This is a genomic window from Streptomyces sp. NPDC052721 (genome assembly GCF_040678315.1).
Classification (GTDB): Bacteria; Actinomycetota; Actinomycetes; order Streptomycetales; family Streptomycetaceae; genus Streptomyces.
On record NZ_JBFATL010000004.1, the window covers coordinates 282824 to 309130 of the forward strand.

The 26307-nt window shown below is 71.3% G+C and carries 24 protein-coding genes and 3 pseudogenes; 4 read left to right on the top strand and 23 right to left on the bottom strand.

Annotation, left to right across the window (positions count from 1 at the left end; translation table 11 throughout):
* The 7 genes from AB0L21_RS06620 to AB0L21_RS06650 form a co-directional block, all read right to left on the bottom strand.
* The gene (locus AB0L21_RS06620) at positions 1 to 525 is read right to left on the bottom strand and encodes a GNAT family N-acetyltransferase (RefSeq protein ID WP_365782572.1); all 525 of its coding nucleotides are present in this window, start codon (positions 523 to 525) and stop codon (positions 1 to 3) included.
* A gap of 34 nt (positions 526 to 559) precedes the next feature.
* On the bottom strand, positions 560 to 1210 hold the full coding sequence (locus AB0L21_RS06625; protein WP_365707969.1) for a UdgX family uracil-DNA binding protein: 651 nt from the start codon (positions 1208 to 1210) through the stop codon (positions 560 to 562).
* 132 nt (positions 1211 to 1342) lie between these two features.
* Entirely contained in the window at positions 1343 to 2506 is a 1164-nt protein-coding gene (gene mqnE, locus AB0L21_RS06630) for an aminofutalosine synthase MqnE (protein WP_365782574.1), read from the bottom strand.
* Positions 2507 to 2544: 38 nt separating this feature from the next.
* On the bottom strand, positions 2545 to 3000 hold the full coding sequence (locus AB0L21_RS06635) for an Lrp/AsnC family transcriptional regulator (protein ID WP_030640941.1): 456 nt from the start codon (positions 2998 to 3000) through the stop codon (positions 2545 to 2547).
* Positions 3001 to 3057: 57 nt separating this feature from the next.
* Entirely contained in the window at positions 3058 to 3708 is a 651-nt protein-coding gene (locus AB0L21_RS06640; RefSeq protein WP_365782576.1) for a UbiX family flavin prenyltransferase, read from the bottom strand.
* Between the two features lie 79 nt (positions 3709 to 3787).
* Positions 3788 to 4690, bottom strand: coding sequence for a menaquinone biosynthesis prenyltransferase MqnP (mqnP, locus tag AB0L21_RS06645; protein WP_365707974.1), 903 nt, complete (start codon positions 4688 to 4690; stop codon positions 3788 to 3790).
* Positions 4687 to 6144, bottom strand: coding sequence for a menaquinone biosynthesis decarboxylase (locus AB0L21_RS06650; RefSeq protein ID WP_365707976.1), 1458 nt, complete (start codon positions 6142 to 6144; stop codon positions 4687 to 4689). The genes mqnP and AB0L21_RS06650 overlap by 4 nt, the downstream gene beginning before the upstream one ends.
* 95 nt (positions 6145 to 6239) lie before the next feature.
* Between AB0L21_RS06650 and AB0L21_RS06655 the strand changes: the two genes are divergently transcribed.
* Positions 6240 to 7202, top strand: a complete 963-nt coding sequence (locus AB0L21_RS06655) for a 2-oxoglutarate and iron-dependent oxygenase domain-containing protein (protein ID WP_365782578.1) — start codon at positions 6240 to 6242, stop codon at positions 7200 to 7202.
* 50 nt (positions 7203 to 7252) lie between these two features.
* On the opposite strand, the gene AB0L21_RS06660 is transcribed toward AB0L21_RS06655, so the two are convergent.
* From AB0L21_RS06660 to hemL, 8 genes are all read right to left on the bottom strand, one after another.
* The gene (locus tag AB0L21_RS06660) at positions 7253 to 7660 is read right to left on the bottom strand and encodes an SRPBCC domain-containing protein (RefSeq protein ID WP_365707980.1); all 408 of its coding nucleotides are present in this window, start codon (positions 7658 to 7660) and stop codon (positions 7253 to 7255) included.
* Between the two features lie 154 nt (positions 7661 to 7814).
* The gene (gene ccsB, locus AB0L21_RS06665) at positions 7815 to 8915 is read right to left on the bottom strand and encodes a c-type cytochrome biogenesis protein CcsB (RefSeq protein ID WP_365782580.1); all 1101 of its coding nucleotides are present in this window, start codon (positions 8913 to 8915) and stop codon (positions 7815 to 7817) included.
* A complete protein-coding gene (locus tag AB0L21_RS06670; RefSeq protein ID WP_365782582.1) occupies positions 8912 to 10621 on the bottom strand; it encodes a cytochrome c biogenesis protein ResB in 1710 nt (569 codons plus the stop codon). The genes ccsB and AB0L21_RS06670 overlap by 4 nt, the downstream gene beginning before the upstream one ends.
* 3 nt (positions 10622 to 10624) lie before the next feature.
* Entirely contained in the window at positions 10625 to 11398 is a 774-nt protein-coding gene (locus AB0L21_RS06675; protein WP_365782584.1) for a cytochrome c biogenesis protein CcdA, read from the bottom strand.
* Between the two features lies 1 nt (position 11399).
* Positions 11400 to 11990, bottom strand: coding sequence for a TlpA disulfide reductase family protein (locus AB0L21_RS06680; protein WP_365782586.1), 591 nt, complete (start codon positions 11988 to 11990; stop codon positions 11400 to 11402).
* Between the two features lie 120 nt (positions 11991 to 12110).
* Positions 12111 to 13409 (bottom strand): hypothetical protein, encoded by a 1299-nt coding sequence (locus tag AB0L21_RS06685; protein WP_365782588.1) that lies wholly within the window; start codon positions 13407 to 13409, stop codon positions 12111 to 12113.
* Positions 13410 to 13559: 150 nt separating this feature from the next.
* On the bottom strand, positions 13560 to 14258 hold the full coding sequence (locus tag AB0L21_RS06690; protein WP_365707992.1) for a histidine phosphatase family protein: 699 nt from the start codon (positions 14256 to 14258) through the stop codon (positions 13560 to 13562).
* On the bottom strand, positions 14255 to 15574 hold the full coding sequence (gene hemL, locus AB0L21_RS06695) for a glutamate-1-semialdehyde 2,1-aminomutase (protein WP_365707994.1): 1320 nt from the start codon (positions 15572 to 15574) through the stop codon (positions 14255 to 14257). The genes AB0L21_RS06690 and hemL overlap by 4 nt, the downstream gene beginning before the upstream one ends.
* A gap of 596 nt (positions 15575 to 16170) precedes the next feature.
* Here hemL and AB0L21_RS06700 point away from each other — a divergent pair.
* Positions 16171 to 16608 (top strand): hypothetical protein, encoded by a 438-nt coding sequence (locus tag AB0L21_RS06700; protein WP_003974483.1) that lies wholly within the window; start codon positions 16171 to 16173, stop codon positions 16606 to 16608.
* Between the two features lie 181 nt (positions 16609 to 16789).
* Here AB0L21_RS06700 and AB0L21_RS06705 read toward each other — a convergent pair whose 3' ends face one another.
* The 3 genes and pseudogenes from AB0L21_RS06705 to AB0L21_RS06715 all read right to left on the bottom strand — a co-directional run bounded on the left by AB0L21_RS06705 (position 16790) and on the right by AB0L21_RS06715 (position 20995).
* The gene (locus AB0L21_RS06705) at positions 16790 to 18952 is read right to left on the bottom strand and encodes a SpoIIE family protein phosphatase (RefSeq protein ID WP_365782590.1); all 2163 of its coding nucleotides are present in this window, start codon (positions 18950 to 18952) and stop codon (positions 16790 to 16792) included.
* A 203-nt stretch (positions 18953 to 19155) separates the two neighbouring features.
* Positions 19156 to 19709: pseudogene (locus AB0L21_RS06710) on the bottom strand (flavoprotein).
* 455 nt (positions 19710 to 20164) lie between these two features.
* The gene (locus AB0L21_RS06715) at positions 20165 to 20995 is read right to left on the bottom strand and encodes a M55 family metallopeptidase (protein ID WP_365708000.1); all 831 of its coding nucleotides are present in this window, start codon (positions 20993 to 20995) and stop codon (positions 20165 to 20167) included.
* Between the two features lie 89 nt (positions 20996 to 21084).
* Here AB0L21_RS06715 and AB0L21_RS06720 point away from each other — a divergent pair, with 89 nt between their 5' ends.
* Both AB0L21_RS06720 and AB0L21_RS06725 read left to right on the top strand, forming a co-directional pair.
* Positions 21085 to 21357, top strand: coding sequence for a hypothetical protein (locus tag AB0L21_RS06720; protein WP_365708002.1), 273 nt, complete (start codon positions 21085 to 21087; stop codon positions 21355 to 21357).
* A gap of 30 nt (positions 21358 to 21387) precedes the next feature.
* Positions 21388 to 22125 (top strand): annotated as a pseudogene (locus AB0L21_RS06725) (phosphatidylglycerol lysyltransferase domain-containing protein); the annotation flags it as partial.
* Here AB0L21_RS06725 and AB0L21_RS06730 read toward each other — a convergent pair.
* From AB0L21_RS06730 to AB0L21_RS06750, 5 genes and pseudogenes are all read right to left on the bottom strand, one after another.
* The gene (locus tag AB0L21_RS06730) at positions 22120 to 22866 is read right to left on the bottom strand and encodes a hypothetical protein (RefSeq protein ID WP_365782592.1); all 747 of its coding nucleotides are present in this window, start codon (positions 22864 to 22866) and stop codon (positions 22120 to 22122) included. The pseudogene AB0L21_RS06725 and the gene AB0L21_RS06730 overlap by 6 nt on opposite strands.
* Before the next feature lie 104 nt (positions 22867 to 22970).
* On the bottom strand, positions 22971 to 24407 hold the full coding sequence (locus AB0L21_RS06735) for a HAMP domain-containing sensor histidine kinase (RefSeq protein ID WP_365708006.1): 1437 nt from the start codon (positions 24405 to 24407) through the stop codon (positions 22971 to 22973).
* Positions 24408 to 25136 carry a response regulator transcription factor gene (locus AB0L21_RS06740; protein WP_365708008.1) on the bottom strand — a complete coding sequence of 243 codons (729 nt, stop codon included), beginning with the start codon at positions 25134 to 25136 and terminating at the stop codon, positions 24408 to 24410.
* 428 nt (positions 25137 to 25564) lie between these two features.
* Positions 25565 to 26137 (bottom strand): FMN reductase, encoded by a 573-nt coding sequence (locus AB0L21_RS06745; RefSeq protein ID WP_365782610.1) that lies wholly within the window; start codon positions 26135 to 26137, stop codon positions 25565 to 25567.
* An 8-nt stretch (positions 26138 to 26145) separates the two neighbouring features.
* Positions 26146 to 26307: pseudogene (locus tag AB0L21_RS06750) on the bottom strand (5,10-methylene tetrahydromethanopterin reductase); the annotation flags it as partial.

Consider the following 26307-nt stretch of genomic DNA (forward strand, 5'->3'; position numbering starts at 1 on the left):
TCAGCCGAGCGGCAGCAGCATGACGACGTCGTCGCGGTCGTCCCCGGGCGCGACCCGGATGGCGTCCGGGACGCGGCCGACCTCCTTGTAGCCGCAGGAGCCGTAGAAGCGCTCCAGGCCCAGCCCGCCCCGGCAGGTCAGCCGGATCGCCTCGATGCCCTCCATCCCGCGGGCCGCGTCCGCGGCGGCGGCCAGCAGGTCACGGCCGTGGCCCCGGCCCTGGTGGCGGGGGTGGACCATCACCGTGTACAGCCACAGCCAGTGGGTCATCAGCCGGTGGGTGTTGCGGGTGAGGAAGGCGGCCGCGGCGACCTCGCCGGCCTCGTCGTGGCCGACGAGCAGCCGGGTGCGGCCCTCGGCCATCTGCACGAAGTGCCGTACCAGCTCCGGGCGTATCTCCTCGCGGGTCACCGGCGCCACGAAGCCGACGGCGCCGCCCGCGTTCGAGACGTCCGTCCACAGGTCGAGGATGCCGTCGCGGAGGGCGGGGGTGAAGGCGGGGTCCAGGGTGAAGGTAAGAGGCACAGGCCGAGTGTAGCCATTACGCGTGGGGGAGCTGTCACCCGAGGGCGCGCGCGGCCACCTCCAGGTCGGCCACCAGGCCCCGGTACGCCTGCTCGCGGTCGTCCGCGCGCAGCACGGCCGACGGATGCACGGTCGGCACCAGCCGCTCCGGCCGGCCGTGGATCTCCTCCTCCAGTACGGTCCCGCGCACCTGGCTCACCCGGAACGACGACCCCAGCAGCGCCTTCCCGGCCGTCGCGCCCAGGATCACGATCAGCTCCGGCTCCACCAGCGCCAGCTCCGCCGCGAGCCAGGGGCCGCAGGCCGTCATCTCCCGCAGGCTCGGCGCCTTGTGGATACGGCGCTTGCGGGGTTCGGCCTGGGTGAACTTGAAGTGCTTGACCGCGTTGGTGACGTAGGCCTCGGAGGGGTCGATACCGGCCTCCGCCAGGGCCCGGTCGAGCAGCTTGCCGGCCGGGCCGACGAAGGGCCTGCCCTGACGGTCCTCCTGATCGCCGGGCTGCTCCCCCACGAGCATCACGCGGGCATCGGTGTTTCCGGCGCCGAAGACGGTCTGGGTGGCGGCGCGGTGCAGCGGGCAGCCGCGACAGGCCGCGGCGGCTCGGCGGAGGGCTTTCAGGTCGGCGCCGTCGGGCACGAAGGGAGCCGCGCTGTAGGCGTCCTCGGGGGCCTTCGTTGCTGGCATGCCGGGCGAGTACCCCTCGTTCCCGCGGGGAACCGAGGGGTCGTTCAGGCCGTCGCCCGGCCGCGGGTGCGCGGGGGGTTCTCGCGCAGTTCCCCGCGCCCCTGGCCGGGTCAGCCGGCCCTCGCCGGAAAGTCAGACCCGCATCGGCTGGGGCGACTCCCGACGGGCCGGGTCCGGACCCTCGTACTCGCGGATGATCTCGTACCGCGTGTTCCGCTCCACCGGGCGGAAGCCCGCGTCGCGGATCAGTTCCAGCAGGTCCTCGCGGGTCAGCTTGTTCGGCGTGCCGAAGTTGTCCGCGTCGTGGGTGATCTTGTACTCCACCACCGACCCGTCCATGTCGTCGGCGCCGTGCTGGAGGGCCAGCTGGGCGGTCTGCACGCCGTGCATGACCCAGAAGACCTTGACGTGCGGGATGTTGTCGAACAGCAGCCGCGACACCGCGAAGGTCTTCAGCGCCTCCGCGCCGGTCGCCATCTGGGTGCGCGCCTGGAGGGTGTTGCGTACCTTGCCGTCCTTCATGTCCACGAAGTCGTGCTGGTAGCGCAGCGGGATGAAGACCTGGAAGCCGCCGGTCTCGTCCTGGAGTTCACGCAGGCGCAGCACGTGGTCGACGCGGTGGCGGGGCTCCTCGATGTGGCCGTACAGCATGGTGCACGGGGTCTTCAGACCCTTCTCGTGCGCCAGGCGGTGGATGCGGGACCAGTCCTCCCAGTGGGTGCGGTGGTCCACGATGTGCTGCCGGACCTCCCAGTCGAAGATCTCCGCGCCACCGCCGGTCAGCGATTCGAGGCCCGCGTCGATCAGCTCGTCCAGGATCTCGGAGGCCGACAGACCGCTGATGGTCTCGAAGTGGTGGATCTCCGTCGCCGTGAAGGCCTTCAGGGAGACGTCCGGCAGGGCCTTCTTCAGCTCGCGCAGGGAACGCGGGTAGTACCGCCACGGCAGGTTCGGGTGCAGGCCGTTGACGATGTGCAGCTCGGTGAGGTTCTCCGTCTCCATCGCCTTGGCGAGCTTGACGGCCTCCTCGATGCGCATCGTGTACGCGTCCTTCTCGCCCGGTTTGCGCTGGAACGAGCAGTAGGCGCAGGAGGCCGTGCACACGTTCGTCATGTTCAGGTGCCGGTTGACGTTGAAGTGGACGACGTCACCGTTCTTGCGGGTGCGCACCTCGTGGGCGAGCCCGCCGAGCCAGGCCAGGTCGTCCGACTCGTAGAGCGCGATGCCGTCCTCGCGGGTCAGCCGCTCACCGGAGCGGACCTTCTCCTCCAGCTCGCGCTTGAGCCCGACGTCCATACCCACACCTTTCTACGACAACGCGACCCACGGTATCCCTAGACCTCTTCGGGCAGTTCTCCGACCCGGTTCTCCCACTTGGTGGACAGCACGATCGTGGTACGGGTGCGGGAGACGCCCTTCGTCCCGCTGAGCCGGCGGATGGTCTTCTCCAGGCCGTCCACGTCCGTCGAGCGCACCTTGAGCATGAACGAGTCGTCACCGGCGATGAACCAGCAGTCCTCGATCTCCGGCAGGTCCCGCAGCCGCTGGGCGACGTCCTCGTGGTCGGCGGCGTCGGAGAGCGAGATACCGATCAGGGCGGTGACGCCCAGGCCGAGGGAGGCCGCATTCACCGTCGCGCGGTAGCCGGTGATGACACCGGCCGCCTCCAGCCGGTTGATGCGGTCGGTGACGCTGGGGCCCGACAGGCCGACCAGGCGCCCCAGCTCCGCGTACGAGGCCCGGCCGTTCTCCCTCAGGGCCTGGATGAGCTGCCTGTCCACCGCGTCCATGCGATCGAAGCCTTCCGGTGAAAGTTCCTGGAGTGATGAGGGGTACTGCTGCTTGCCTTACGTGCCGCTCGTGCCGCCACCCAGTTCGCCCCGCCAGCGCCGGTACAGGCCGTGTGCGACACCCGCCGCGTCCAGCACGCGGCCGGCGACGAAGTCCACCAGGTCCTGGATGTGGGTGGCGCCCGCGTAGAAGGCGGGCGAGGCCGGGACGACCGTGGCGCCGGCGTCGTCCAGCGCGACGAGGTGCCGCAGCGTCTGCCCGTTCAAGGGCGTCTCCCGTACGGCTACGACCAGCGTCCGGCGCTCCTTCAGCGTGACGCTCGCCGCGCGCTGGAGCAGATCCTTGGACAGGCCGAGCGCCACACCGGCCACCGAGGCGGTGGAGGCGGGCACGATGAGCATGCCCTTCGCCGGGTACGACCCCGAGGATGGGCCGGCGGCGAGGTCGCCCGCGCTCCAGTACCGCACTGCGCTGACGTCCACGTCGAAGGTGCCGGGCTTGCCGTCGGCGCCACGGGCCAGCCATTCCCGCAGGTCGTCCTGCCAGTGGGCGTCCCGGAACGAGATGCCCGTCTCGTCCAGCAGCGTCAGCCGCGAGGCCCGGCTGACCACCAGGTCCACCGCTTCCCCGGCCTCCAGCAGCGCCCGCAGCACGGCAGCCGCGTACGGCGTCCCGGAAGCTCCGGACACCCCCACGATCCAAGGCACACGCTGCGTTTCTCCTGCGTTCACACCTTGAGCGTACCGGCGTGCCCGACCGTGCTCAGGCCGGGTGGTGCCGGGCCGCTCACACGGTCAGACCGCGTACGAGGAGATCGAGCAGCGCGCACACGAACAGGGCAATGCCGATGAACCCGTTGACCGAGAAGAACGCCCTGTTCAGGCGGGACAGGTCATGGGGACGGACGATGGAGTGTTCGTAGAGGAAGGCGCCCGCGACGATCAGCAGGCCCAGCCAGAAGAACGCTCCGGCGTGGGTGGCCAGGCCGTACCAGACGAACAGGGCGGTGGTGATCGTGTGGCACACCCGCGCGCCCCGGATCGCGGCCGGGACACCGAAGCGGGCCGGGACCGACAGGACGCCGATCTCGCGGTCGGTCTCGACGTCCTGGCAGGCGTAGATCAGGTCGAAGCCGCCGATCCAGACGCCGACGGCGAGGCCGAGGATCACCGCCGTCCAGGACCACTCGCCGCTGATCGCCAGCCAGCCGCCGATGGGGCCCATGGACTGGGCGAGGCCCAGGATGGCCTGCGGGAAGTTCGTGAACCGCTTCCCGTAGGGGTAGACCACCATCGGGATCACCGCCACCGGCGCGAGCGCCAGGCAGAGGGGGTTCAGCAGGGCCGCCGCGCCCAGGAACACCACCAGGGCGATCAGGGCGCCCGTCCAGGCGTGCCGCACCGACATCGCGCCGGTGACCAGCTCGCGGTGGGCCGTGCGCGGGTTCCGGGCGTCGATCTCGCGGTCGATGATCCGGTTGACCGCCATGGCGAAGGTGCGCAGGCCGACCATGCAGATCGTGACCAGGAGCAGACGGCCCCAGTGGATGTTCCGGTCCCACTCGTACATCGCCGTGAGGGAGGCGATGTAGGCGAAGGGCAGCGCGAAGACCGAGTGCTCGATCATCACCAGGCGGAGGAACGCCTTGGTGCGGCCGGGCTGGGGGATCGCGGCAGAGGCCGACGTCACAGTCCGTACTCCTTCCAGCGGCGGTCCACCAGGGCCGCCGTATCCGGGTCCGACAGGACCATCTCGGGCCAGCCGCCGTCGCGGGTGTAACCCTCCTCCGGCCACTTCCGCGTCGCGTCGATGCCCGCCTTGCCGCCCCAGAACTGCTGGTAGGAGGCGTGGTCCAGGTGGTCGACGGGACCCTCCACGACCGTGAGGTCGCGGGCGTAGTCGGTGTTGCCGAGAGCCCGCCAGGCGACCTCGTGCAGGTCGTGCACGTCGCAGTCGGCGTCCACGACCACGATCAGCTTGGTCAGGGACATCATGTGTGCCCCCCAGATCGCGTGCATCACCTTCTGCGCGTGCTTCGGGTACTTCTTGTCGATCGAGACGATCGCGCAGTTGTGGAAGCCGCCGGCCTCGGGCAGGTGATAGTCCACGATGTCCGGAACGATGATCTTGAGCAGGGGCAGGAAGAAGCGTTCCGTGGCGCGGCCGAGCGGGCCGTCCTCCGTCGGGGGGCGGCCGACGACGATCGACTGGAGCAGGGGACGCCGGCGCATCGTCACGCAGTCGATCTTCAGGGCCGGGAAGGGTTCCTGCGGGGTGTAGAAGCCGGTGTGGTCGCCGAAGGGGCCCTCGGGCAGCATCTCCCCGGGCTCCAGCCAGCCCTCCAGGACCACCTCGGCGTTCGCCGGGACCTGGAGCGGGACCGTCTTGCAGTCGACCATCTCGATCCGCTTGCCCGCGATGAAGCCGGCGAAGAGGTACTCGTCGATGTCGCCGGGGAGGGGGGCGGTGGAGGCGTAGGTCACGGCGGGCGGACATCCGAAGGCGATGGCCACCGGAAGCCGCTCGCCCCTGCGCGCGGCCACCTGGTAGTGGTTCCGGCTGTCCTTGTGGATCTGCCAGTGCATGCCGATGGTGCGCTTGTCGTGGCGCTGGAGGCGGTACAGGCCCAGGTTCCGGATGCCGGTCTCGGGGTCCTTGGTGTGGGTCAGGCCCAGATTGAAGAAGGAACCGCCGTCCTTCGGCCAGGTGAACAGCGCCGGGAGCCGGTCCAGGTCGACGTCGTCGCCCCGGAGGACGACCTCCTGCACCGGCGCGTTGTCGGGCTTCACCTTCTTCGGCGGGACGTGGGTCATCGCGCCCAGCTTGCCGAAGGCCTCGCGGACGCCGACGAAGCCGTGCGGCAGCTCGGGCCGCAGCAGGCCGCCGATCTTCTCGGAGATCTCGCCGTACGACTTCAGGCCCAGCGCCTTCAGCAGGCGGCGGTCGGTGCCGTACACGTTCATGGCGAGGGGCATGTCCGAGCCGCGCACGTTCTCGAAGAGCAGCGCCGGGCCGCCGGACTTCTGCACCCGGTCGACGATCTCCCCGACTTCCAGATACGGGTCGACCTCGGCCTTGATGCGCTTGAGGTCGCCCTCGCGCTCCAGCGCCCGGAGCAGGGAGCGAAGATCGTCGTAAGCCATGCGCCCAAGTATCGCCGACGTACCGCTTTGTCCCTGCGGCCACCCCCGGATCACCGGGCGGCCGGGGAGAGTGAACGCCCCCGAGGAGTGGAAACATGGCTGGTGTGATTCCCACCATCGATCTGCGGATCTGGACCGAGGGGGACGCGATGCGGCGGGCCGTGCTCGCCCGCACCGTCGACCAGGCCCTGCAGTCCGCCGGCTTCCTGCTGGTCACCGGGCATGGCGTGGACCCCGCGCTGCGGGCCGGAATCCGTTCCGCCGCCCGGGAGTTCTTCCTGCTGCCCGCCGAGGTCAAGCAGCGCTACGCGGCCAGGGTCGGCGGGCGCGGCTGGCTCGGGCCCGGCACCGAGGCCAACGGGTACGCGGAGGGCACCGAGACCCCGCCGGACCTGAAGGAGTCGCTGACCTTCGCCACCGCCGAGCCGTTCGAGGACCCGGCCGTCAACGCCGAGTGGTACGCGCCCAACGTGTGGCCGGCGGAGGTGCCCGCGCTGCGCGGACTGTGCGAGGAGTACCTGGGCCGGATGGTCGCGCTGGAGAAGGAGCTGCTGGCCCTGCTGGCGTGCGCGCTCGGGCTCGGCGCCGACTTCTTCACCCGGCACATGGACCATCCGACGTACGGCTTCAACATCAACTGGTACCCGGGGACGGAGGTCGTCGGCGCGCCCCGGCCCGGGCAGTTCCGGATCGGGCCGCACACCGACTTCGGCACCGTCACCATCCTCGACCGGCAGGCCGGCAAGGGCGGGCTCCAGGTGTACACCGACGCGGACGGCTGGCAGGACGCGCCGTACGACCCGGCCGCGTTCACGGTCAACATCGGTGATCTGCTGGCGCGTTGGACCGGGGACCGGTGGCGGTCCGGACGGCACCGGGTGCTGCCGCCGCCCGTCGACGCGCCCGCCGAGGAGCTGATCTCGCTCGTCTACTTCGGCGAGTGCACCCCGGGCACGCTGGTGGAGTCCCTTCCGGCGCCGGTGGGCCGGGTGGCGTACCCGCCCGTCGACTCGCACGTGTACCTGCGGGAGAAGCTGGACTCGATCACCGTCGAGTGAACCCCTGACCGGGCACCCGGATCACAGGAGTCGGCGGCCCGGCGGTCTCCTCAGCTCCGTCCCGGCCCCAGCGTCTCGATCAGTCGTTCGAAACGGCTCCGCCAGCGCTGTTCCGACTCCTCCTCGCCCTGGAACTCGTGGGTGAAGCGGAGCACGCTGCCGTCCTCCCCGTCCCGTTCCAGATGGAACCGGAGCCGCCCGCCGCCCACGACCGTGTACTCCGCCACGCGGTCCACGTCCCACGCGGTGACCTGCCCGTCGCCCAGATCGCGCAGGGTGACCGCGCCGCCGAGCCGGGGTTCGAGCACATCGGCGGCGGTGAACCAGGACGCCAGCCCCTCGGGCGTGGCCAGCGCGGGCCAGACCTCCTCCATGCGCCGGGGGAGCCGCACCACGAAGTGCAGGATGTGCGTGTTCCCGTGCGTCTGGCTGGTGCCCTGTGCGATGGAACCGCTCATGACACCAGCCTGCCCCCGGGCCCGGGGATGCGCACGTGGTTACGGCCGCTCCCCCGCGCGGTCCACGACCGCCCGGCGCAGCACTGGTGTCCGGACGACGAAGGCCGGTTACCGTGACCCGTGTCACAGGAACCGGCCTTTTCGGTCACGGCGGTCAGACGCCCGCGTAGGAGTGCTTGCCGGTGACGAAGATGTTGACGCCGTAGTAGTTGAACAGCCAGCAGCCGAAGGCGATCAGCGCCAGGTAGGCGGCCTTGCGGCCCTTCCAGCCGGCCGTGGCCCGGGCGTGCAGGTAACAGGCGTAGGCGATCCAGGTGATGAAGGACCAGGTCTCCTTCGGGTCCCAGTTCCAGTACCGGCCCCAGGCGTCGCCCGCCCAGATCGCGCCCGCGATGATCGTGAACGTCCACAGCGGGAAGACGGCCGCGTTGACGCGGTAGGCGAACTTGTCCAGGGACGCGGAGGCGGGCAGCCGCTCCAGCACCGAGGAGGCGAACGTGCCGGGTGTGCCGCCCAGCTGGAGCTTGTTCTCGTACGAGTCCTTGAACAGGTACAGGATCGTGGCGACCGCGCCGACGTAGAACACGGCACCGCAGAAGATGGCGGTGGAGACGTGGATGTACAGCCAGTACGAGTGCAGGGCGGGCACCAGCTGGTCGCTGGCCGTGTACAGGACGGTGACCGCGAGGCCCAGGTCCAGCAGGACCGTCGTGACGAGGAACAGGCCGAGCCAGCGCACGTTCTTCTTCAGGGCCAGCAGCGCGAGGTACACGCCGACGGCGACCGTGGAGAAGGTGATGTTGAACTCGTACATGTTGCCCCACGGCGCCCGCTCCACGGAGGCCGCGCGGGCGACGACGCCGCCCAGCTCCACCAGGAACGCGAGCACGGTGAGGGAGATGGCGATCCGGCCGTAGAGGTCGCCCTGCTCGTCGCCGCCGTGCGCGCCGGGCCCGTCCGGCACGTCCCGCACGCCGGACGCCGAGCGGACGACGACCTTCGGCCGCTCCAGTACGGCGGTGCCGCCGGCCTGCTTGACGGTGACGGCGGGCGCGCTCGCCCTCCGCTCGCTGTCGGCGGTGAGCGCGGCGGCCGTACGGGCGACCTTGCTGCGGCTGCCGAACAGCCACTCGGCGATGTAGGCGAAGAAGGCCAGGGTGTAGACCGCCATCGACGAGTAGATCAGCGTGTTGCTGATGCTCGCGAGATGTTCGTTGGTCGCGGCGGCGAGATCGGTTGCGGCGGCGAGAGTCACTTCTCAGCCCCTTCGGCAGGTACGACGTGGGAGTCGGGGGTTTCTGCGGAGTCGTCGTCGGGGTCGGGTGCCCCCGGCGCCTGGTCGTAGAGGATTCCGGCGAGGTCGCCCAGTTCCTCGGGCACCTTCGCGGACTCGCTGCGGCCGAGGCCGGCCATCTCGACCACCGTGACGCCGTCGGCGCCGCGCACCGCGCGCACCCAGACCCGGCGGCGCTGGATGAACAGGGACCCGGCCAGGCCGAAGATCGCGGCGAGGGCGCCGGTGAGCGCCCAGCCGCCGCCCGGCTCCTGGACGATCTCGAAGCCGGCCCACTCCTTGATGTCCTTCTCGAAGGTGATGGACCCGGCGCCGTTGGGCAGCGTCATGGTGTCGCCCGGCTTCAGCAGCTTCTTCAGCAGCTGGCCCTTGGCGTCCTTGAACGCCTTCATGTGCTTCTTGTCCAGCTGGTACACGCTCTGCGGGATGCCCGAGTTCACGCCCAGGTCGCCGTGGTAGGCGTTCACCGCGAGCACCGGGTTCAGCAGGGCCGGGAACTGCGAGAGCATCGTCCCGCTCCGCGTGTCGAGCGTCGGCGCGAAGAACGCCTGGAAGCCGAGCTGCTCCTTCTTGCCCTGGGGGTCGCGGTAACCGTCCATCACCTTCACCACGCCGTTGGAGCTGACGTTGCCGTCGAGCGGCAGCAGCGGTACGGCGTCGTGGTAGACGACCTCGCCCTTGCCGTCGCGGACCGTGATGACGGGCGCGTAGCCGTGGCTGACCAGGTAGACCTTGGCGTCGTCGATCTTCAGCGGCTCGTTGACCTTGACGGTCCTCGTCTGTTCCTTGCCGTAGGCGCCCTTGCTGTAGGTGATCTTCGCCTCGTAGGTGCGCGGGGTGCCCCGGTTGGGGCCGCTGACCTCGTAGGTGCCCCTGAAGTCCTTCAGGTCGAAGCTGAACGGCACCAGGTCGTCGTTCCGGAACAGGCTGCCGGACTTGAAGTCGTCGTACATCGGCAGCGCGTTGGAGAAGCCGTCGCCCTCCACCATCAGCTTGGTGCCGTCGGACTTGTACAGCTGGCCCGAGGCGAAGGCGACCAGCAGCACGATCAGGGCGATGTGGAAGACCAGGTTGCCCAGCTCGCGCACGTAGCCCTTCTCGGCGGCCACGGCGTCACCGGCGACGTGGGCGCGGAAGCGGCGCTTCCGCAGCAGCGCGAGCGCGGCCTCGCGGACTCGCTCCGGGTCCTCGGTGGTGCGCCAGGTGGTGTAGGCGGGCAGCCGGGTCAGCCGCTTGGGGGCGGCCGGCGGCCGGCCGCGCAGCTGGCCGACGAACTGCCAGGTGCGGGGGACGATGCAGCCGATGAGGGAGACGAACAGCAGGATGTAGATCGCGGAGAACCACACCGAGCTGTAGACGTGGAACAGGCCGAGCTTGTCGTAGACCGGCGCCAGCGTCTTGTGGGCGGCGCGGAAGTCCTCGACCTTGCTCGCGTCGGCGCCGGTCTGCGGGATCAGCGAGCCGGGGATCGCGCCGAGCGAGAGCAGCAGGAGCAGCAGCAGCGCGACCCGCATGGAGGTCAGCTGCCGCCAGAACCAGCGCGCCCAGCCGATGACACCGAGGCCGGGCAGGCTCGTCTGCTCCTCCTGCGGCGCGGTGGACAGCTGGGAGCCGGCCGCGCCCAGCTCCTCCCGGTCCCGGCTCGTGTCGGTGTCGGTCTTGCTCATCGGTCAGATCCCCACATTGAAGCCGCCGGACCAGGTCTGCATCTGCTGCACCAGACTGTTCCAGGCGCCGGTCAGCAGCAGCACACCGGTCACGATCATCATCGAGCCGCCGATGCGCGTCACCCACACATAGTGGCGCTTGACCCAGGCGAAGGCGCCGAGGGCCTTGCGGAAGCCGATCGCGGTGAGCACGAACGGCAGGCCGAGGCCGAGGCAGTAGACGACCATCAGCAGCGAGCCGCGCGCCGCGCTCGACTCCTGGAAGGAGAGGAAGTTCACCGAGGAGAGCGTCGGGCCCATGCAGGGCGTCCAGCCGACGCCGAAGAGGGCGCCGAGTACGGGCGCCCCCAGCAGGCCGCCCGTCGGCCGCTTGTGGAAGCGGAACTCGCGCATGGTGAACCAGGGCAGGAGCCCCATGAAGAAGACGCCCATGGCGATCATGAGCACGCCGAGCACCTTGGACAGGGTGCCCTGGTAGTCGATCAGGTTGGCGCCGAAGTAGCCGAAGAGCGCACCGCCGGAGACGAACACGGCACTGAAGCCGAGCACGAACAGGGAGGCGCCGGCCACCATCCGCCCCCGTCTGGCCTCGGCCAGGTCGGTGCCCGCGACGCCGGTCACATAGGAGAGGTATCCGGGGACCAGCGGCAGCACACAGGGCGAGAAGAAGGAGACGAGCCCGGCGAGCAGGGCGATCGGCAGGGCGACCAGCAGGGCGCCGTGCAGGACCGTGTCGTTCCGGCCCGTCTCCGCGGCCAGCGTCAGCAGTGCGCTCACGTCACTTCTCCGCCAGGACCGGCTTGATCATCTTCAGCAGGCCCGTGTCGTCGAGCGCCTCCAGGGCCCGCGCCGCGACCTTGCCGTGCCGGTCGATGACGAGCGTGGAGGGGATGAGCTGGGGGTTGAGGGTGCCCTTCTCGAAGCGGAGCATCAGCCTGCCCGTGGGGTCGTACAGGCTCGGATACTCGACGCCGTGCTCCTTCTCGAAGTTCACGGCCGGGGTGGTGCTGGTGTCCCGGGTGTTGATGCCGACGAACTGGACGCCCTTGTCCCGGTACTCCTTGGAGACCTTGGCGAAGTACTGCGCCTCCTCGCGGCACGGTCCGCACCACGAGCCCCAGACGTTGATGACGACGACCTTGCCCCGGTAGTCGGCGACGTCCAGGGTCTTGCCGTCGATGGTCTTGCCGGACAGGTCCGGGGCCGTGGCGCGCTTGCCGGCGGGGACGGTGTCGATGCCGTTGTTGCCGGTGACGAAGTGGGTGTCGCCACCGCCTCCGGAGGTGCCGCCCTTACCGCACGCGGACAGGGTCAGGGCCGCGACGGCGGCCACAGCGCTGAGCAGGGCGGCGCGGCTACGGGTACTCATGTGAAAAGTTTCGCATGCCTGTTCCGGGGATCTCGCGCACCCCCCTGCCGGGCGGAAAACCGCATTTCAGGGCGTATTTACACGGGACATTTCAGACACAGGACCCGAGTCGGCGCCGACTCAGGCGGCATCGGAGGAGGCGGACCCGCCGCCCCGCAGGAACTCCTTCCAGCCGCCCGTCGGCCGCTGCCCGACCCCGAGCGTCCGCAGCTTGGCGAGCACCTCCGGCTTCTGCACGTCCATCCAGTCCACGAACTGCCGGAAGGAGACCAGTCGTACGTCGGCACCCTTCTCCTTCTCGCGCGCGATGTGCTTGAAGGCCTCCTCGACGGAGTCCATGTAGATGCCGCCGTTCCACTGCTCGAAGTGGTTGCCGACGAAGAACGGCGCCCGGTTCGTCTCGTACGCCCGCTGAAATCCCTGGATGTACGCCTGCGCGGACTGCTTGCGCCAGCCGGGGTAGTTGTAGGCGGGCGCCTTGGTGGAGTTCAGGGACTGGTTGGCGAGCATGTTGTAGTCCATCGACAGGACCTCGAAGGAACGTCCGGGGAAAGGTATCTGCTGCAACGGCAGGTCCCAGATCCCCAGCTTCTTCTCCGGCCACACCTGACGGCCGCCCGGCGAGGAGGCGTCGTAGCGCCAGCCCAGCTTCCGGGCGGTGGGCAGCAGGTTGTTCTGGCCGAGCAGACACGGCGTACGACCGCCGACCAGTTCCTTGTCGTAGTCGAACGGCAGCGCGGGCAGGTCGGTCCAGCCGGTGTTGGTCCGCCACTCCTTCACGAACGCCTTGGCCTGCCGGATCTCGCTCTCCCACTGCTGCGGGGTCCAGTTGCCGACCGTGCCCGTACCGGCGCAGAAGTGCCCGTTGAAGTGGGTGCCGATCTCGTGCCCCTCCAGCCAGGCCCGGCGCACGTTCGTCAGCGTGGCCTTGATGTGCTCGTCGGTGAGGTAGCCGATGTCGGAGGCGCCGCGCGGGTTGTTCGGCGGCTCGTACAGCCGCTTCTTCGACTCGGGCAGCAGATACAGCCCCGAGAGGAAGAAGGTCATGGACGCGCCGTGCTCCTTGGCCAGGTCCAGGAAGCGCGGGAAGAGGCCGTTGCCGACCTCGCCGGCGCCGTCCCAGGAGAAGATCACGAACTGGGGCGGGGTCTGCCCCGGCTCCAGCGGCTCCGGCTTGGCCGGCTGGTGCGACTGCTTGCCGGTGAAGGAGGTGGAGCCGTCGCCGATGGGCCGCGCCGGATGCGCGGTGCTCCCCTTCCCGTCCCCGTGCCCGGGCTTGCCCTGGCCGGAACCGTTCGGGTGGCCGCCGCCGTCCGAGGACGTGAGGCTCCCGCAGCCGGCGAGCGAGGCGGCAGCCGCCGCGCCCGCGCCGAGGCCGAGCATTCCCCGCCGGGAGAAGGTCCGGGAGAAGGTGGGCATGGAAATCCCCGATCGTCGCTGCCTGCTGTTCACCCAGTCAGAGGGCAGGACGATCGGGGAGGTTCCGTAGATCCTTATGATTTTCGTAACGGAAACCGTAAAAGTGCGCTAAGCAACACCAAACGGACCGTCAGTGACGACTGGTACCGGTCAGGCGCCGAACGCCTTCCCCTGGGCGGTGCCCTTGCCCTTCTGGGGCTTGGCACCGGCGCGCAGATGGACCGGGACCAGATCGATGGCGGGCTCGCTGTAGCCCACCGACACGATCTTGTCACCCAGATATGTGAAAGTCGTCAGGGAGGCGAGCGTGCACTGCCGCTTGCGCGGGTCGTGCCACAGCCGCCGCCGCTCGACGTACGAGCGCACGATCCAGATCGGCAGCTGATGGCTGACCAGCACCGCCTCGTGCCCGCGCGCCCGGTCCCTGGCCGCGTCCAGCGCGCCCATCATCCGCACGACCTGGTCCACGTACGGCTCGCCCCAGGACGGCCGGAACGGGTTGACGAGGTGCTTCCAGTTGTCCGGATTGCGCAGCGCCCCGTCGCCGACGCCGAACGTCTTGCCCTGGAAGACGTTCTCGGCCTCGATCAGCCGCTCGTCGGTGTCGAGATCCAGCCCGTGCGCCTTGGCGATCGGCGTGGCGGTCTCCTGCGCCCGCTCCAGCGGGGAGGCGCAGACATAGGTGACGTCCCGCGGGGCGAGGTGCTCGGCGACCCGCTCGGCCATCTGCCGGCCCAGCTCGGACAGGTGGTAGCCGGGCAGCCGCCCGTACAGGACCCCGTCCGGGTTCGCGACCTCGCCGTGCCGCATGAGGTGGACGACGGTGACGTCCTTGCTGCTGTCGCTCATTCTGCCGTGGCCTCCGCAGCCGCCCGGGCCGCCGCCGGAAGGGCGTCGGCGATCTTCTGAATGGCCCGCTCGTCATGGGCCGTGGACACGAACCAGGACTCGAAGGACGACGGCGGCAGATAGACACCGCTCGCCAGCATCGAGTGGAAGAACGCGGTGAAACGGTACGACTGCTGCCGCTTGGCGTCCTCGTAGTCGCGCACCTGCCGGTCCGTGAAGAACACGGAGAACATGTTGGAGGCGTTCTGCACCCGGTGCGCGACGCCCTCCTTCGACAGCGCCTCGCTGACGAGCGTCCGGACCTGCTCGGAGACGGCGTCGACCTTGTCATAGGCGGCGTCGTCGAGCAGCCGCAGCTGGGCGAGACCGGCGGCGGTGGCGACGGGGTTACCGGAGAGGGTGCCGGCCTGGTACACGGGCCCGGCGGGGGCGAGGTGGGCCATCACATCGGCGCGCCCGCCGAACGCGGCGGCCGGGAACCCACCGCCCATGACCTTCCCGAAGGTCATCAGGTCCGGCGCGACGCCCTCGACTCCGTACCACCCGGCGCGGCTGGTGCGGAAGCCGGTCATCACCTCGTCGGAGATGAAGAGGGCGCCGTTGCGCCGGCAGGAGTCCTTGAGGGCCTGATTGAAGCCGGGGTCCGGCGGCACGACGCCCATGTTGCCCGGCGACGCCTCGGTGATCACACAGGCGATCTCACCGGGGTGCCGGTGGAAGGCCTCCTGCACGGCCTCCAGGTCGTTGTACGGCAGCACGATCGTGTCGCCGGCCTGGGCACCGGTGACGCCGGGCGTGTCGGGCAGCGCGAAGGTGGCGACCCCGCTGCCGGCCGCGGCGAGCAGCGAGTCGACGTGCCCGTGGTAGCACCCGGCGAACTTGATCACCTTGGACCGCCGGGTGAACCCGCGGGCGAGCCGGATGGCGGACATGGTCGCCTCGGTCCCGCTGCTGACGAGCCGCACCTGCTCGACGGGCTCGACCCGGGCGACGATCTCCTCGGCGAGCGCGACCTCGCCCTCGCCGGGCGTGCCGAAGGACGTACCGCGGGCCACGGCCTCCTGCACGGCGGCGATGACCTCGGGGTGCGCGTGCCCGAGGATCATGGGCCCCCAGGAGCACACGAGGTCGACGTACTCGCGCCCGTCGGCGTCGGTCAGGTAGGCCCCCTTGCCCGACACCATGAACCGGGGCGTGCCGCCGACGGCGCGGAAGGCGCGCACCGGGGAGTTGACTCCGCCCGGGGTGACGACGGAGGCACGGTCGAAGAGCGCCTGTGAGACGGGCGCGTCGTAGGGATAGGGCGTTTCGCTCATGGCACTCATGACGTGCGACTACTCCGGCTTCTCGGACTCCGGTTGCGGGGTGACCTCCTCAGGGTAGGCCGAAGGGCGCGCCGAGCCCCGGCCGGACCGCGGTCGGCGTCGGGATCGGACGCGGCCGATCCCAAGATCACAGCGGTGCCATCCCTCATCTGCGAGACTGAGACCTGATACACAAAGCCCATACGCACGTACTCATCAGGGGCCGGACGATCAGGACCGGGAATCCCCCCGCGTGGACTGTTGTTCCACCGCACGTTTCGGCGGGCGGCCGTGGGGGAGGTCACTGACACGATGATCGGGTTGCGCGGCGGGGGCCACGCGTCCTAGAAAAGCAGTCGGGTGGAGATATGCATCGCGGTGGCGGACTGGGCGAGGGGACTGACGACCTGGGTCCTCGACGTGCCCGGCGGGGAAGGCACCGGCGCGACGCGGAGGAAACGACCGAGACACGTCAGACCGACGCACGTCAGACACAGGGTGTACCGAGTGAGCCCGAGCGGTACGACCGGCAGATCGACCGGGAGCTCGACCGCCGGCTCGACCAGCGGGCCGACCGCCTCCGGGCGGGGAGCAGGAATGGTGGTCGGGTGGGGGTGACGTACAAATACTTCGGCGCGCCGGACGGCGCGACCGCGGCCCGCGTCCCCATCTCGATGCGTCCCGAGGAACTCGGCGGCGACGAGCTGGGCATGAACGGCATGTTCACCAAGATCAAGCCGGAGACGATGGCCGCGATGGTGCTGACCGGCATCGAGGGCGTCCCGCTGCACAAGGTGCCACCCCTGGAACTGGTCGTCCTGCACCCCGACTACGCGGTCGTCAAACTCCCCATGACGGTCGTCGACCCCCTCCGCGGCATCGGCGAGGAAGCGGTCGGCGCGGCGGCCTTCATCTGGTCGACGGTTCCCGACCGGGGCGGTCCGCGGGACGCGTTCAACGTGTACCAGTTGCTGCACGAGTGGCAGGACTTCAGCCACCGGCTGCATGAGGCGGGGCATCAGCCGTACTGCCTGGTGTGGCCCTGAGCTGGGGTTTCCGGCGGATTGGGCGGGGCTTTCGGGTCCCGCTCTCGTCGTATGCCTCGCCGCGCGCTCGCGCGGAGGAATCACGCCATGGCCGAGCAGTGCCCACACGTGAGCGGGCACGCCCGTCTGCGTTCAGCCGCCATGGACTCGCTCCTGGTCCGGCTGACGGGCGGGCGGGGCATCAGCCGTACTGCCTGGTGCCGCCCTGACCCGGTGCGTACGTCTGCCGGGGGCTGATCAGGAGCAGGGCGACGTCGTCACTGCGGGGGGCGGTGTGCCGGGCGCGGGTGATGAGGGTGTCGGCGAGGGCGTCCATGGGCTGGTTCCGGGCCTGTGCGAGCTGGTCGGCGAGAGCGCCGATCGCGTCCTCGATGTCGGTGCCGGGGGCCTCGACGAGGCCGTCGGTGTACAGGGCCAGCACGGCACCGGGAGGCAGCGGGACGTTCGTCGTCGGATAGTCGGCGGCGGGGTCGATGCCGAGCAGGAGTCCGGGCGGCAGCTGGAGGATCTCGGCGTGGCCGTCCGGATGGCGCAGGATCGGCGGGGGATGTCCGGCGGTGGCCAGGCAGGCGCGGTGGCGGGCGAGGTCGAGGGCGGCGTAGAGACAGCTGGTGAACAGGCCGGCGTCGAGGTCGGTGAGCAGGCGGTTGGTGCGGGCGAGGACCTCGCCGGGGGGTGCGCCGGCGGTGGCGTGGACGGCGGTGCGGACCTGTCCCATGAGGGTGGCGGCCTGGACGTTGTGCCCCTGGACGTCTCCGATGGCCGCGGCGGCGGCTGCCTCGTCGAGGCGGATGAGGTCGTAGAAGTCCCCGCCGACGTCCATGCCGTAGCTGGCGGGAAGGTAGCGGGCGGCCACGTCGAGGCCGGGGACGCGGGGCAGGGTCCGGGGCAGCAGGCCGGCCTGGAGGTCGTGGGCGAGCTGTTGTGTGGCGTCGTAGAGCCGGGCGCGGTCCAGGGCCTGGGCGATCAGCCCGGCGGTCGAGGTGAGGACGGAGCGCTCCTCGGCGGGAAAGGCGCGCGGCCGGTCGTAGGCGAGGACCAGTGAGCCGACGGGGCGTCCGGAGGTGATCAGCGGCAGGAACGCCCAGGCGGCCATGCCGTCCTGCAGGACGGCGGGAGGATAGGCCCGCTCGAGGTCCCCGAAGGTGCCGAAGAAGCTCGGGATCCCTGTCGTCAGGACGTGCACCGCCGGGGTGTCGGAGGTGAGGGGGACCGCGTCGAAGCGGTCCATGAGCGCGGCGGAGTAGCCGCGGTAGCCGATGATCCGCAGTCTGCCCTCCTCCGCGGCCATCAGGGCGAGGGCCTGGGCGCCGAAGGCGGGCAGGATCTGGTCGGCGACCCTTTCGACGACATCCTGGACCCCGACCGCTTCGGTGAGCGTGGCGGCCAGGTGCATCAGGTGGTAGAGGGCCGTGGCCCGGCCGGGTTCCGCGGCGGGCGCGGGGTGCAGCAGATGCGGAGGGAGCACGGCGTCGGCCGACGACGTGGGGACGATGCGCACGCTGATGCCGGACGCGTCCGGGTACAGGTGGAACGACAGCCACTGGTCGGGGGGCCGCTGGGCGGTGAAGGACGTCGGCCGGCGGCTCAGCACCGCGGCCCGGTAGCGGTCTTCGGCGACCGGGTTGTCCAGCCACGCGAGCGCCTCCCAGGGCCGGGCGCCCAGCAGGTCGGGAATGCCGGCACCGAGGAGCTGGGCCGCGGCGGTGGTGAGGAAGGTGATCCGGCCGTCCGGGTCGAGCGCGCAACAGCCGCTGGGAAGGCGCTCGGCGAAGTCGGCCGCGGCCTGGGCCTCGGCGGGTCCGGCGGCGCGGTTCCGCGGGGGTGACACGATCCGCGGCTCGGGCCCGGCCAGTACGCGGCCGGTGTCGGCGGCCTGCCGCAGGATCACGCCCAGGCGGCGGCAGGCCTCGGCGATCACCTCACGCTCCTGTGCGCTCAGCGTGGGAGGGTGCGCGCTGGACCAGTGCAGCACCAGACCGCCCCACGTCCGTGCACCGGTGGTGATCGGCGCGGCGACCATGGCGAACGGATGCGGCAGGACGAGCGCCAGCTGCGGATAGCGGCGCGCCAGTTCCTCCTGGCTGCCGATCCACACCAGGTCTGCCTGCCGCACGGCGTCGCTCACCGGGCTCGCGGCCGGCAGGGGGACGCGTGCCCAGGGCGAGGCGATCCGTCGGGAGATCCCTCTCAGCACCGCGAGCTGGAGTACCTGCTCGTCCGGGGAGAGGACGTAGACCGCGCCGGCGTAGGCACCGGTCTCCCGCGCGCAGTGGTCCAGGACACGGTCCACGGCGTCCGGTCCGGAGCCGGGAGAGCGAGCGTCAGTGGCCGTGTCGGACACGCTTCACCCTCCTGTGCAGGGGCACCGGCGGCAACGAGAGGGCGGCTTCGGCAGCGCGACCCCGCACCGGCCGGACCGGACGGCACTCATATACGGACCATACGTCCAGCGGGCGGTGACGGCAGCGCGCTGTCCCCACGAGACGGGCCGCCCGGTCGGGGGTGAAGAGCGGTCCGGCCGAACGGCGGGCACTGAAGCCGGCGTCACCGCACCGTGCCGACGGCAGGGGCCAGCAGTTCCAGGGCTTCCTCCCAGCGGAAACGGTCCGCCGCGCCGTCGGCCTTCGGCTGGTGTGGTGCGGACGAGCCGATCAGGACGCCCATCGAGCGCAAGCGGTCCAGGCTCTGCCGGTAGACGGGGTGAGCGGCCTGGGCGGAGTTCAGGCAGGGCAGGCCACGGTCGGGATGCCCATGCCGTACGCCTCGCACAGGATGCCGAGTGCCAGGGTGTCGGAGATGCCGGCGGCCCACTTGTTGATCGTGTTGAAGGTGGCCGGGGCGACGGCGATCGCGTCCGGGGGCGGCAGCGGGCGCGGGTCTCCCGGTGAGCGCCACGCGGAACGGATCGGGTGTCCGGTCCGGGCCTCGACCGCCGGGGCGTCGATGAAGCCGAGGCCCTGGGGTGTGGCGACGACTCCGACGTCCCAGTTCGCCTCCTGGGCGGCGGTGATGAGTGTGCCGACGTCAGGCGCGACGCCACTCGCGCAGACGACGACGTACAGGAAGGGCTTCTTGTCCGGGGCGGTCGGCTCGGTCACGCGGGCACTCCCAGTCGGCTGCTGATGCGGCGAAGTCCCGGCAGGCTATGTCCGCGGCGACGGGAAAGGGAGCCTGCGGTTCGTGCTCGTCTCCGCGGGCGCTTCCGGACGAGTCGGCGGAGCGCAGGGCGCGGGAGGCGACCGCGAGGTGGGCCTCCTCCTTCCAGCCCGGGACGGGCGGTGGGGGTGTCCGGGGCGTCCCAGCCGAGCGAGGTGGCGGGGTCAGGCGGACCGCTGTCGCGCAGCGGTCCGCAGGTGCGGGGCGAGCAGGGCGTGGCCCAGCCGGTTGCACGCCAAGGCGTCGTTGCGCCGGTCAAGGCGCGGCGGTGACGGTGACCGTGCCGCCGTCGGGGCGGGGCAGGTCCACGCACTGCCAGGGGGCGAGGGGCCCGGTACGGCCGCCGAGCCGGCCGGCCGCACAGCCGAGTGGCCGCGGCACAGCCGGCCGGCGGGACTCAGCAGTACGGCGGCTGGTTGGTGAGCGACGCCGCCACCCGCATCCACACCCCGAACTGCCGGTACAGGTCAGGCAGTTCACCGGTCGTCCGGACCGTCCTGGGATCCTCGGCCGTCACGCCGGGGATGCCGAGCAGGGTGGCGGCGACCGAGGCGGACTGCCAGCGGACGGTCAGGGTGGCCTCGGCGGCGGACGGTGCGGGGCGGCGCGGGCCCGGGGTCAGCGCCCGGGCGACCGCCTCCTCGATGGCCCCCCGCGCCTCCGCCTCCGGCCGCAGCTCGGCCGCGAACCGGTCGCGTGCGTACTTCACCGGGACGGTGACGACCGACGCGTCCCACTCCGTCATCTCCGCGCACGCCGCGTCGTCACCCGTGAGGGCCACCACGGGCACCCCGAGGGCCGCGGCCGTGGCGTGGGCCAGGCCGATCTCGCCGACCGGGCGGCCGTCCAGCCACATGTCCTCGATCTCGTGGCCCATGAAGCTGTGGCTGAGGACGCCCAGCGCACCGGCCCGGGAGTGGTAGCCGACGCAGAGCGCGGCGTCGTACTCCCCGGTCAGCCCCTCCAGCATGCCGAGTTGCTTGGGCCTGCCGCGCACCAGGCGAGCCGCGGGGTGCAGCGCCTCGGGGAGCAGGTTGCGCATCGGCCCGTGGGCGTCGTTGACCAGGATGTCGGCCGCGCCGGCCGTCAGCGCGCCCCGTACGGCGGCGTTCACGTCCTCGGCCATCATGGCGCGGCCCCGCTCGTAGTCCCGGCCGCCGGGCTGGACGTCGTCGGCGTCGACGAGCCCGGTGATGCCTTCCATGTCCACGCTGATGTAGATCCGCACGGCGTCGACCCTAACCGACCCTACGTATTGTAGGTTCCCAAGCGCCGACGGCCACCGGGCTGTGCACACGTCTGTTCAACGGGGGACCCATGCAGGACACCACGGAAGCGGAGCCCGGCACGGAGGTCTGTGCGCGCAGTCTCGCGCCGACCCTGACCGTGCTGGTCGTCAGCCTGGTGACCGCCGCCGTCGGCGTGTACGAGCTGTGCGGCTTCGGCCTGCACAGCCTGGACCGGCGCCCGCACCTGTTCAGCGACGGCCTCGCGACCGGCGGGGTGATCGCCGCCGCGGTGGCCGCCGGGGCGGCGGTGGGCAACCTGGCCTGGCTGCTGACGGCGGCCCGGCGCGGAGGCGGCGACTGAGGGCCGCCGGGGGATGAGAGGGTGTGCGCCGGCGCCATCGACGCCTGGCTCGCCGAGACCCGCCGGCACGCCTGGACCCCGGCCGTGATGGGCGCGAGCGAGGAAGCCGGCACCGTCTACGCCCGGCACGGCCTGGACGCGCTGGAACGCGGCGACGAGGCGATCGTGGACCTCGCCGACTTCACCCTCGAAGGCCGGGCCATGCGCGTGGTCCGCCAGGCCCACAACCGGGTCCGCCGGGCCGGCTGCACGGTCCGCGTCCGCCGCCACGAGGACATCCCCGCCGAGGAGATGGCCGTCCTCGTGGACCGCGCCGACCAGTGGCTGGACGGAGCCACCGAACGCGGCTTCTCCATGGCCCTCGGCCGCCTCGGCGACCCGGCCGACGGCCGCTGCCTGATGCCGGAGTGCCGGGACGCCAACGGCGAACCGCGCGCCCTGCTCAGCTTCGTGCCCTGCGGGAAGCGCGGCCTCTCCCTGGACCTGACGCGCCCGACCGCGCCTGCGAGAACGGCCCGGTGGAGTACATGGCCGTCGAACTCCAGCTCCAGGCGAAGGACTTGGAGATCGACCGGGTCTCGCTCGACTTCGCGATGGTCCGCTCGGTCCTCGAACGCGGCGCCCGCCTCGGCGCGGGCCCGGTGCTGCGCCTGTGGCGCTCGGCCCTCGCCTTCTTCTCCCGCTGGTGGCAAGAGCGGCGCCATCCCGCGGACCGGCCTGGCGAGCGCCCGCGCGGAGGGCTTCCTCACCCTGCCGGGCCGCTCATAGCCGCCCGGGCCAGAGGACCGGCGGTCGCACGGAGCCGGCGGCGTCACCCGGGAAGTAGGAGTCCGTGCCGTCGTCCGTCCACCCGGGGTCGTAGGCGCAGGGCGCGGTGGCGCCGCCGATGAAGTACTGCCGGTCCGGGTCCCAGGTGAAGGACATCCGCTCGTCCCCGTCGTCCCGCCGCACGAACAGCGTCCAGTCCTTGCCCTGCCCGCCCTCGCGGTACGACGAGACCTTCCAGCCGTCGTCCTTCAGCCGCTGGTGCAGCCGGCGCAGACCGGGCACGGCCTGGCTCGCGGGGACGTGGTCCAGCGCCCACGTGTGGGACATCCGGTAAGCCCCGTCGACGGTCTTGTCCTCCAGCCCCAGCAGCCCTCCGTCGTAGCAGTAGCCGGCGTCCAGCGTGTTCTCCGTGCTGACGCCTACGCGCTCGGCTCCCGGTGGCACGCTCCGCGTGAACCCCAGGACGTCGTACGCCTCCTGGGAGTGCCCGAAGACACGGTCCGCCATCTTCTCGGGCGCGACCCGGGGAAGGTCCGTCCCGTCCTCCGAGCTCCAGGTGAGCTGGATGAACAGAGCGACCACGGCGACGAACAGCAGCCCGGCACAGCCGAGACAGCCGAGGCCGAGCGAACGGGCCCAGGACCCGGCGGGAGCGGGGCCCCCGGACGCGGTCCCGGCGGCAGGTGTGGCGGTCGGTGCGGACGGTGCGGTCGGTGCGGTCGGTGCGGTCTCCTCGGGCATACGGCGACGCTATGGCGGCGAGCGAGCCGGGCGGATGGGCGCACCTACCCGCCCCCGGTAGGTACCCGTACTCAACCGCCGGCACCGGCCCGCACCACCCCCGGTCAGGTACCGCTGCCGCCGCCCGGGACGATCCCCCCGCCCACCGTGAAGCCGATGACCGCTCCTCCGCCCTCCCGGCGGACGGCGAACGGTGCTCCGCCGTGCGCCATGGCGACCTCGCGGACGATCGACAGGCCGAGGCCGGAGCCCGGCAGGGAACGGGCGTCGGCGGCGCGGTAGAAGCGGTCGAAGATGCGGACGAGGTCGCCCTCGGCGATCCCCGGCCCCCGGTCCCGCACCTCCACCCGGACGGTCCCCGGCCGCGCCGGCCCCGTGACGCCGACCTCGATCGGCGCCTTGCCGTCCCGGTCGAACTTGGCCGCGTTCTCGACCAGGTTGGAGATGGCCCGCTGGAGCATGCCGGGCCGCCCGTCGGTCGTCGTGTCACCGCTCGCCCGCAGCACGATCTCCCGCCCGGTACGGCGCCGGGCCAGCCCCACGACGTCCTCGGCGAGGTCGGCGAGGTCCACCCGCTGGGGCGGCTCGCTGTCGGACTGCCCGGCGGCGAGGTCGACCAGCTCGTTGACCAGGTCGGTCAGCTCCCGGGCCTCCTGGGACAGGTCGGCGACCAGATCCTCCCGGGTGGCGGGCGGGAGTTCGTCGATCCGCCGCAGCAGCGAGATGTTCGTACGGAGGGAGGTCAGCGGGGTACGGAGTTCGTGGCCGGCGTCCTGCACCAGCCTGCGCTGGTCCTCCTCCGACTGCGCGAGCCGCCCCAGCATCCGGTCGAAGGCACGGCCGAGACGCCCCACCTCGTCCAGCCCGGCCACCGGCACCTGGATGCCCAGCTGCCGGGTGCGGGCGACGTCCTCGGCGGCCGACGTCAGGACCACCAGGCGCCGGGTGATCCGCCGGGCCAGCCACCAGCCGAACAGCCCGGCCGCCACCACCACCGCCGCCATCAGGATCAGCGTCCGCTGCTGGAGCGCCCGCAGCAGATCCTCGGTGTCGCTGAACTCCTGCGCGACCTGGACGGCCCCCCGCCCGTTCCCGAGCGAGACGGTGGCGATGCGGAACAGGTCCGCGTCCACCCGCACGTCCTTGTGCTCGACCACCTTCCCGGCCGTCCGCGCCAGAGCCATGGCCCGGTCCCGGGAGGTGACCGGCAGCACCGGGCTGCCGTGGTCCATGATCTGCCCCCGCGCGCCGAGCACCTGGACGTCGGTGCGGGCGGGACGGACCAGATCGTGCCCCGGACGGGAGGAGGAGAAGTCCTCCGGACCCATCGTGTGCTGCCGCACCTCGTCCTGGACGTCCTGCACGACCTGCGTGAACACCGACTGCTGGTCCACCCGGACGAGCCGCGCGGCGGAGTTGTACGACATGATGCCGACGAGGATCGTGACGGCGGCGGTGACGGCCGCGAAGGAGACCGCGAACGTGGTGCGCAGGGAGACCAGCTTCGGCCGGGGCCGGTCCGGCAGCCACCGGCGGCCCACCTAGTCCTCCCGGAGCACGTAACCCACGCCCCGCACGGTGTGGATCAGCTGCGGGGCACCGGGCTCGTCCAGCTTTCGGCGCAGATAGCCGACGTAGACGGCGAGGTTCTTGGAGCCGGGGCCGAAGTCGTAGCCCCAGATGCGGTCGTAGATCGTGGAGTGGTCGAGCACGATGCCGGCGTTGCGCACCAGCAGTTCCAGCAGCTCGAACTCGGTACGGGTCAGTTCCAGCTCGCGCCGGCCGCGCCAGGCCCGGCGCGCCTGGAGGTCCATGCGCAGGCCGGCGGCCTCCACCTGCCGGTCGGAGGACACCTGTGCCTCACGGACCGGGCCCTCCGGGCCACCGCCGGGGACGGGCACCGGGCTGGTACGGCGCAGCAGCGCGCGCAGCCGGGCGAAGACCTCCTCGACGTCGAACGGCTTGACCACGTAGTCGTCGGCGCCGGCGTCCAGACCCGCGATGCGGTCGGCGGTCTCCACCAGGGCGGTGAGCATGAGGATGGGCGTGCGGTTCCCCTCGGCGCGCAGCACCCGGCACACCTGGAGCCCGTCGATGCCCGGCATCATCACGTCGAGGACGAGCACGTCCGGCGGGTTCCGGTGCGCCTGCGCCAGCGCTTCCACGCCGTCGGCGACCGCCGTCACCTGGTACCCCTCCAGCGTCAGGGCACGCTCCAGGGCATGACGGATGGCACGGTCGTCTTCAGCGAGCAGCACAGTCTGGGGCACATCCCCAGTCTGCCAAGGCCTCCGGCGGTTCGACCGGGCCCGCTGAACCTACGATCACCCTTTTTACCGGCCTCTCACCGTCACAGGCGCAACCCGCGAAACCCCCGAACCTCCCGGCCGACCGAGCCGCCAGACACCCGGAGCGGCACCCACTCGGCTGCCCGAGCCACCGGGCACCCGGAACGGCAACCTCCCGGCTGCCCGAGTCGACCGGCACCGGTCGGCAACCACTGGCCAGGACCGAGGCGACGGCCGCCCCGATCGGCAACCACTCGCCCGACCGAGCCGCCACCCACCCCGATCGGCAACCACTCAGCCGACCGAGCCGCCACCCACCCCGATCGGCAACCACTCAGCCGACCGAGCCGCCACCCACCCGGAACGGCAACCTCTCAGCTGGCCGAGTCGGGTGGGTGGGTGGGCAGGATTCAGCGCCGCAGTGCCGCGAGCTGTTCGGCGAAGGGCACAACGGCCTCCTCCCCCCGCCGCGGAGCCAACGGCATCAACGCCGCCAACTCCCCCGCGGCCCGTTCGATCCGCTGGGCGAGTCCTTCGGCGCCCCAGTCCTCGGAGGCGGCGTACACCCCGGAGGGGACGACGACGGCCCGCAGGTAGGCGAACAGTGGCCGCAGGGCGTGTTCCAGCACCAGCGAGTGCCGTCCGGTCCCGCCGGTGGCCCCGATCAGCACCGGCTTGCCCGCCAGCGCGTCCTTGTCCAGCACGTCGAAGAAGGACTTGAACAGCCCGCTGTAGGAGGCGCTGAACACCGGCGTGACCACGATGAGCCCGTCGGCCCCGGTCACCGCGTCCTGCGCGACGGCGAGCGCCTTCCCGGCGAACCCGTTGGTGAAGTTGTGCGCGATCTCGACGGCGAGGTCGCGCAGCTCGACCACTTCGATCTCCACCGGCGTCGCACGGTTCACCGCGGCGGCGAGCCGGTCGGCGAGCAGCCGGGTGGAGGACGGAACACTCAGCCCCGCCGACACCACGACCACCTTCATACGCTCGGTCATACGCTGCTCTCCTCCTTCTCCTCCTGCGCGCCCCGCGTGTTCTGGGTATTCTGCGCGGCGAGCAGCGACCGGTGGGTCGGCGCCTCGGGCACGTCCGCGCCACGTCCCTTGGCGAACTCCTCGCGCAGCACCGGCACGACCTCCTCGCCGAGCATGTC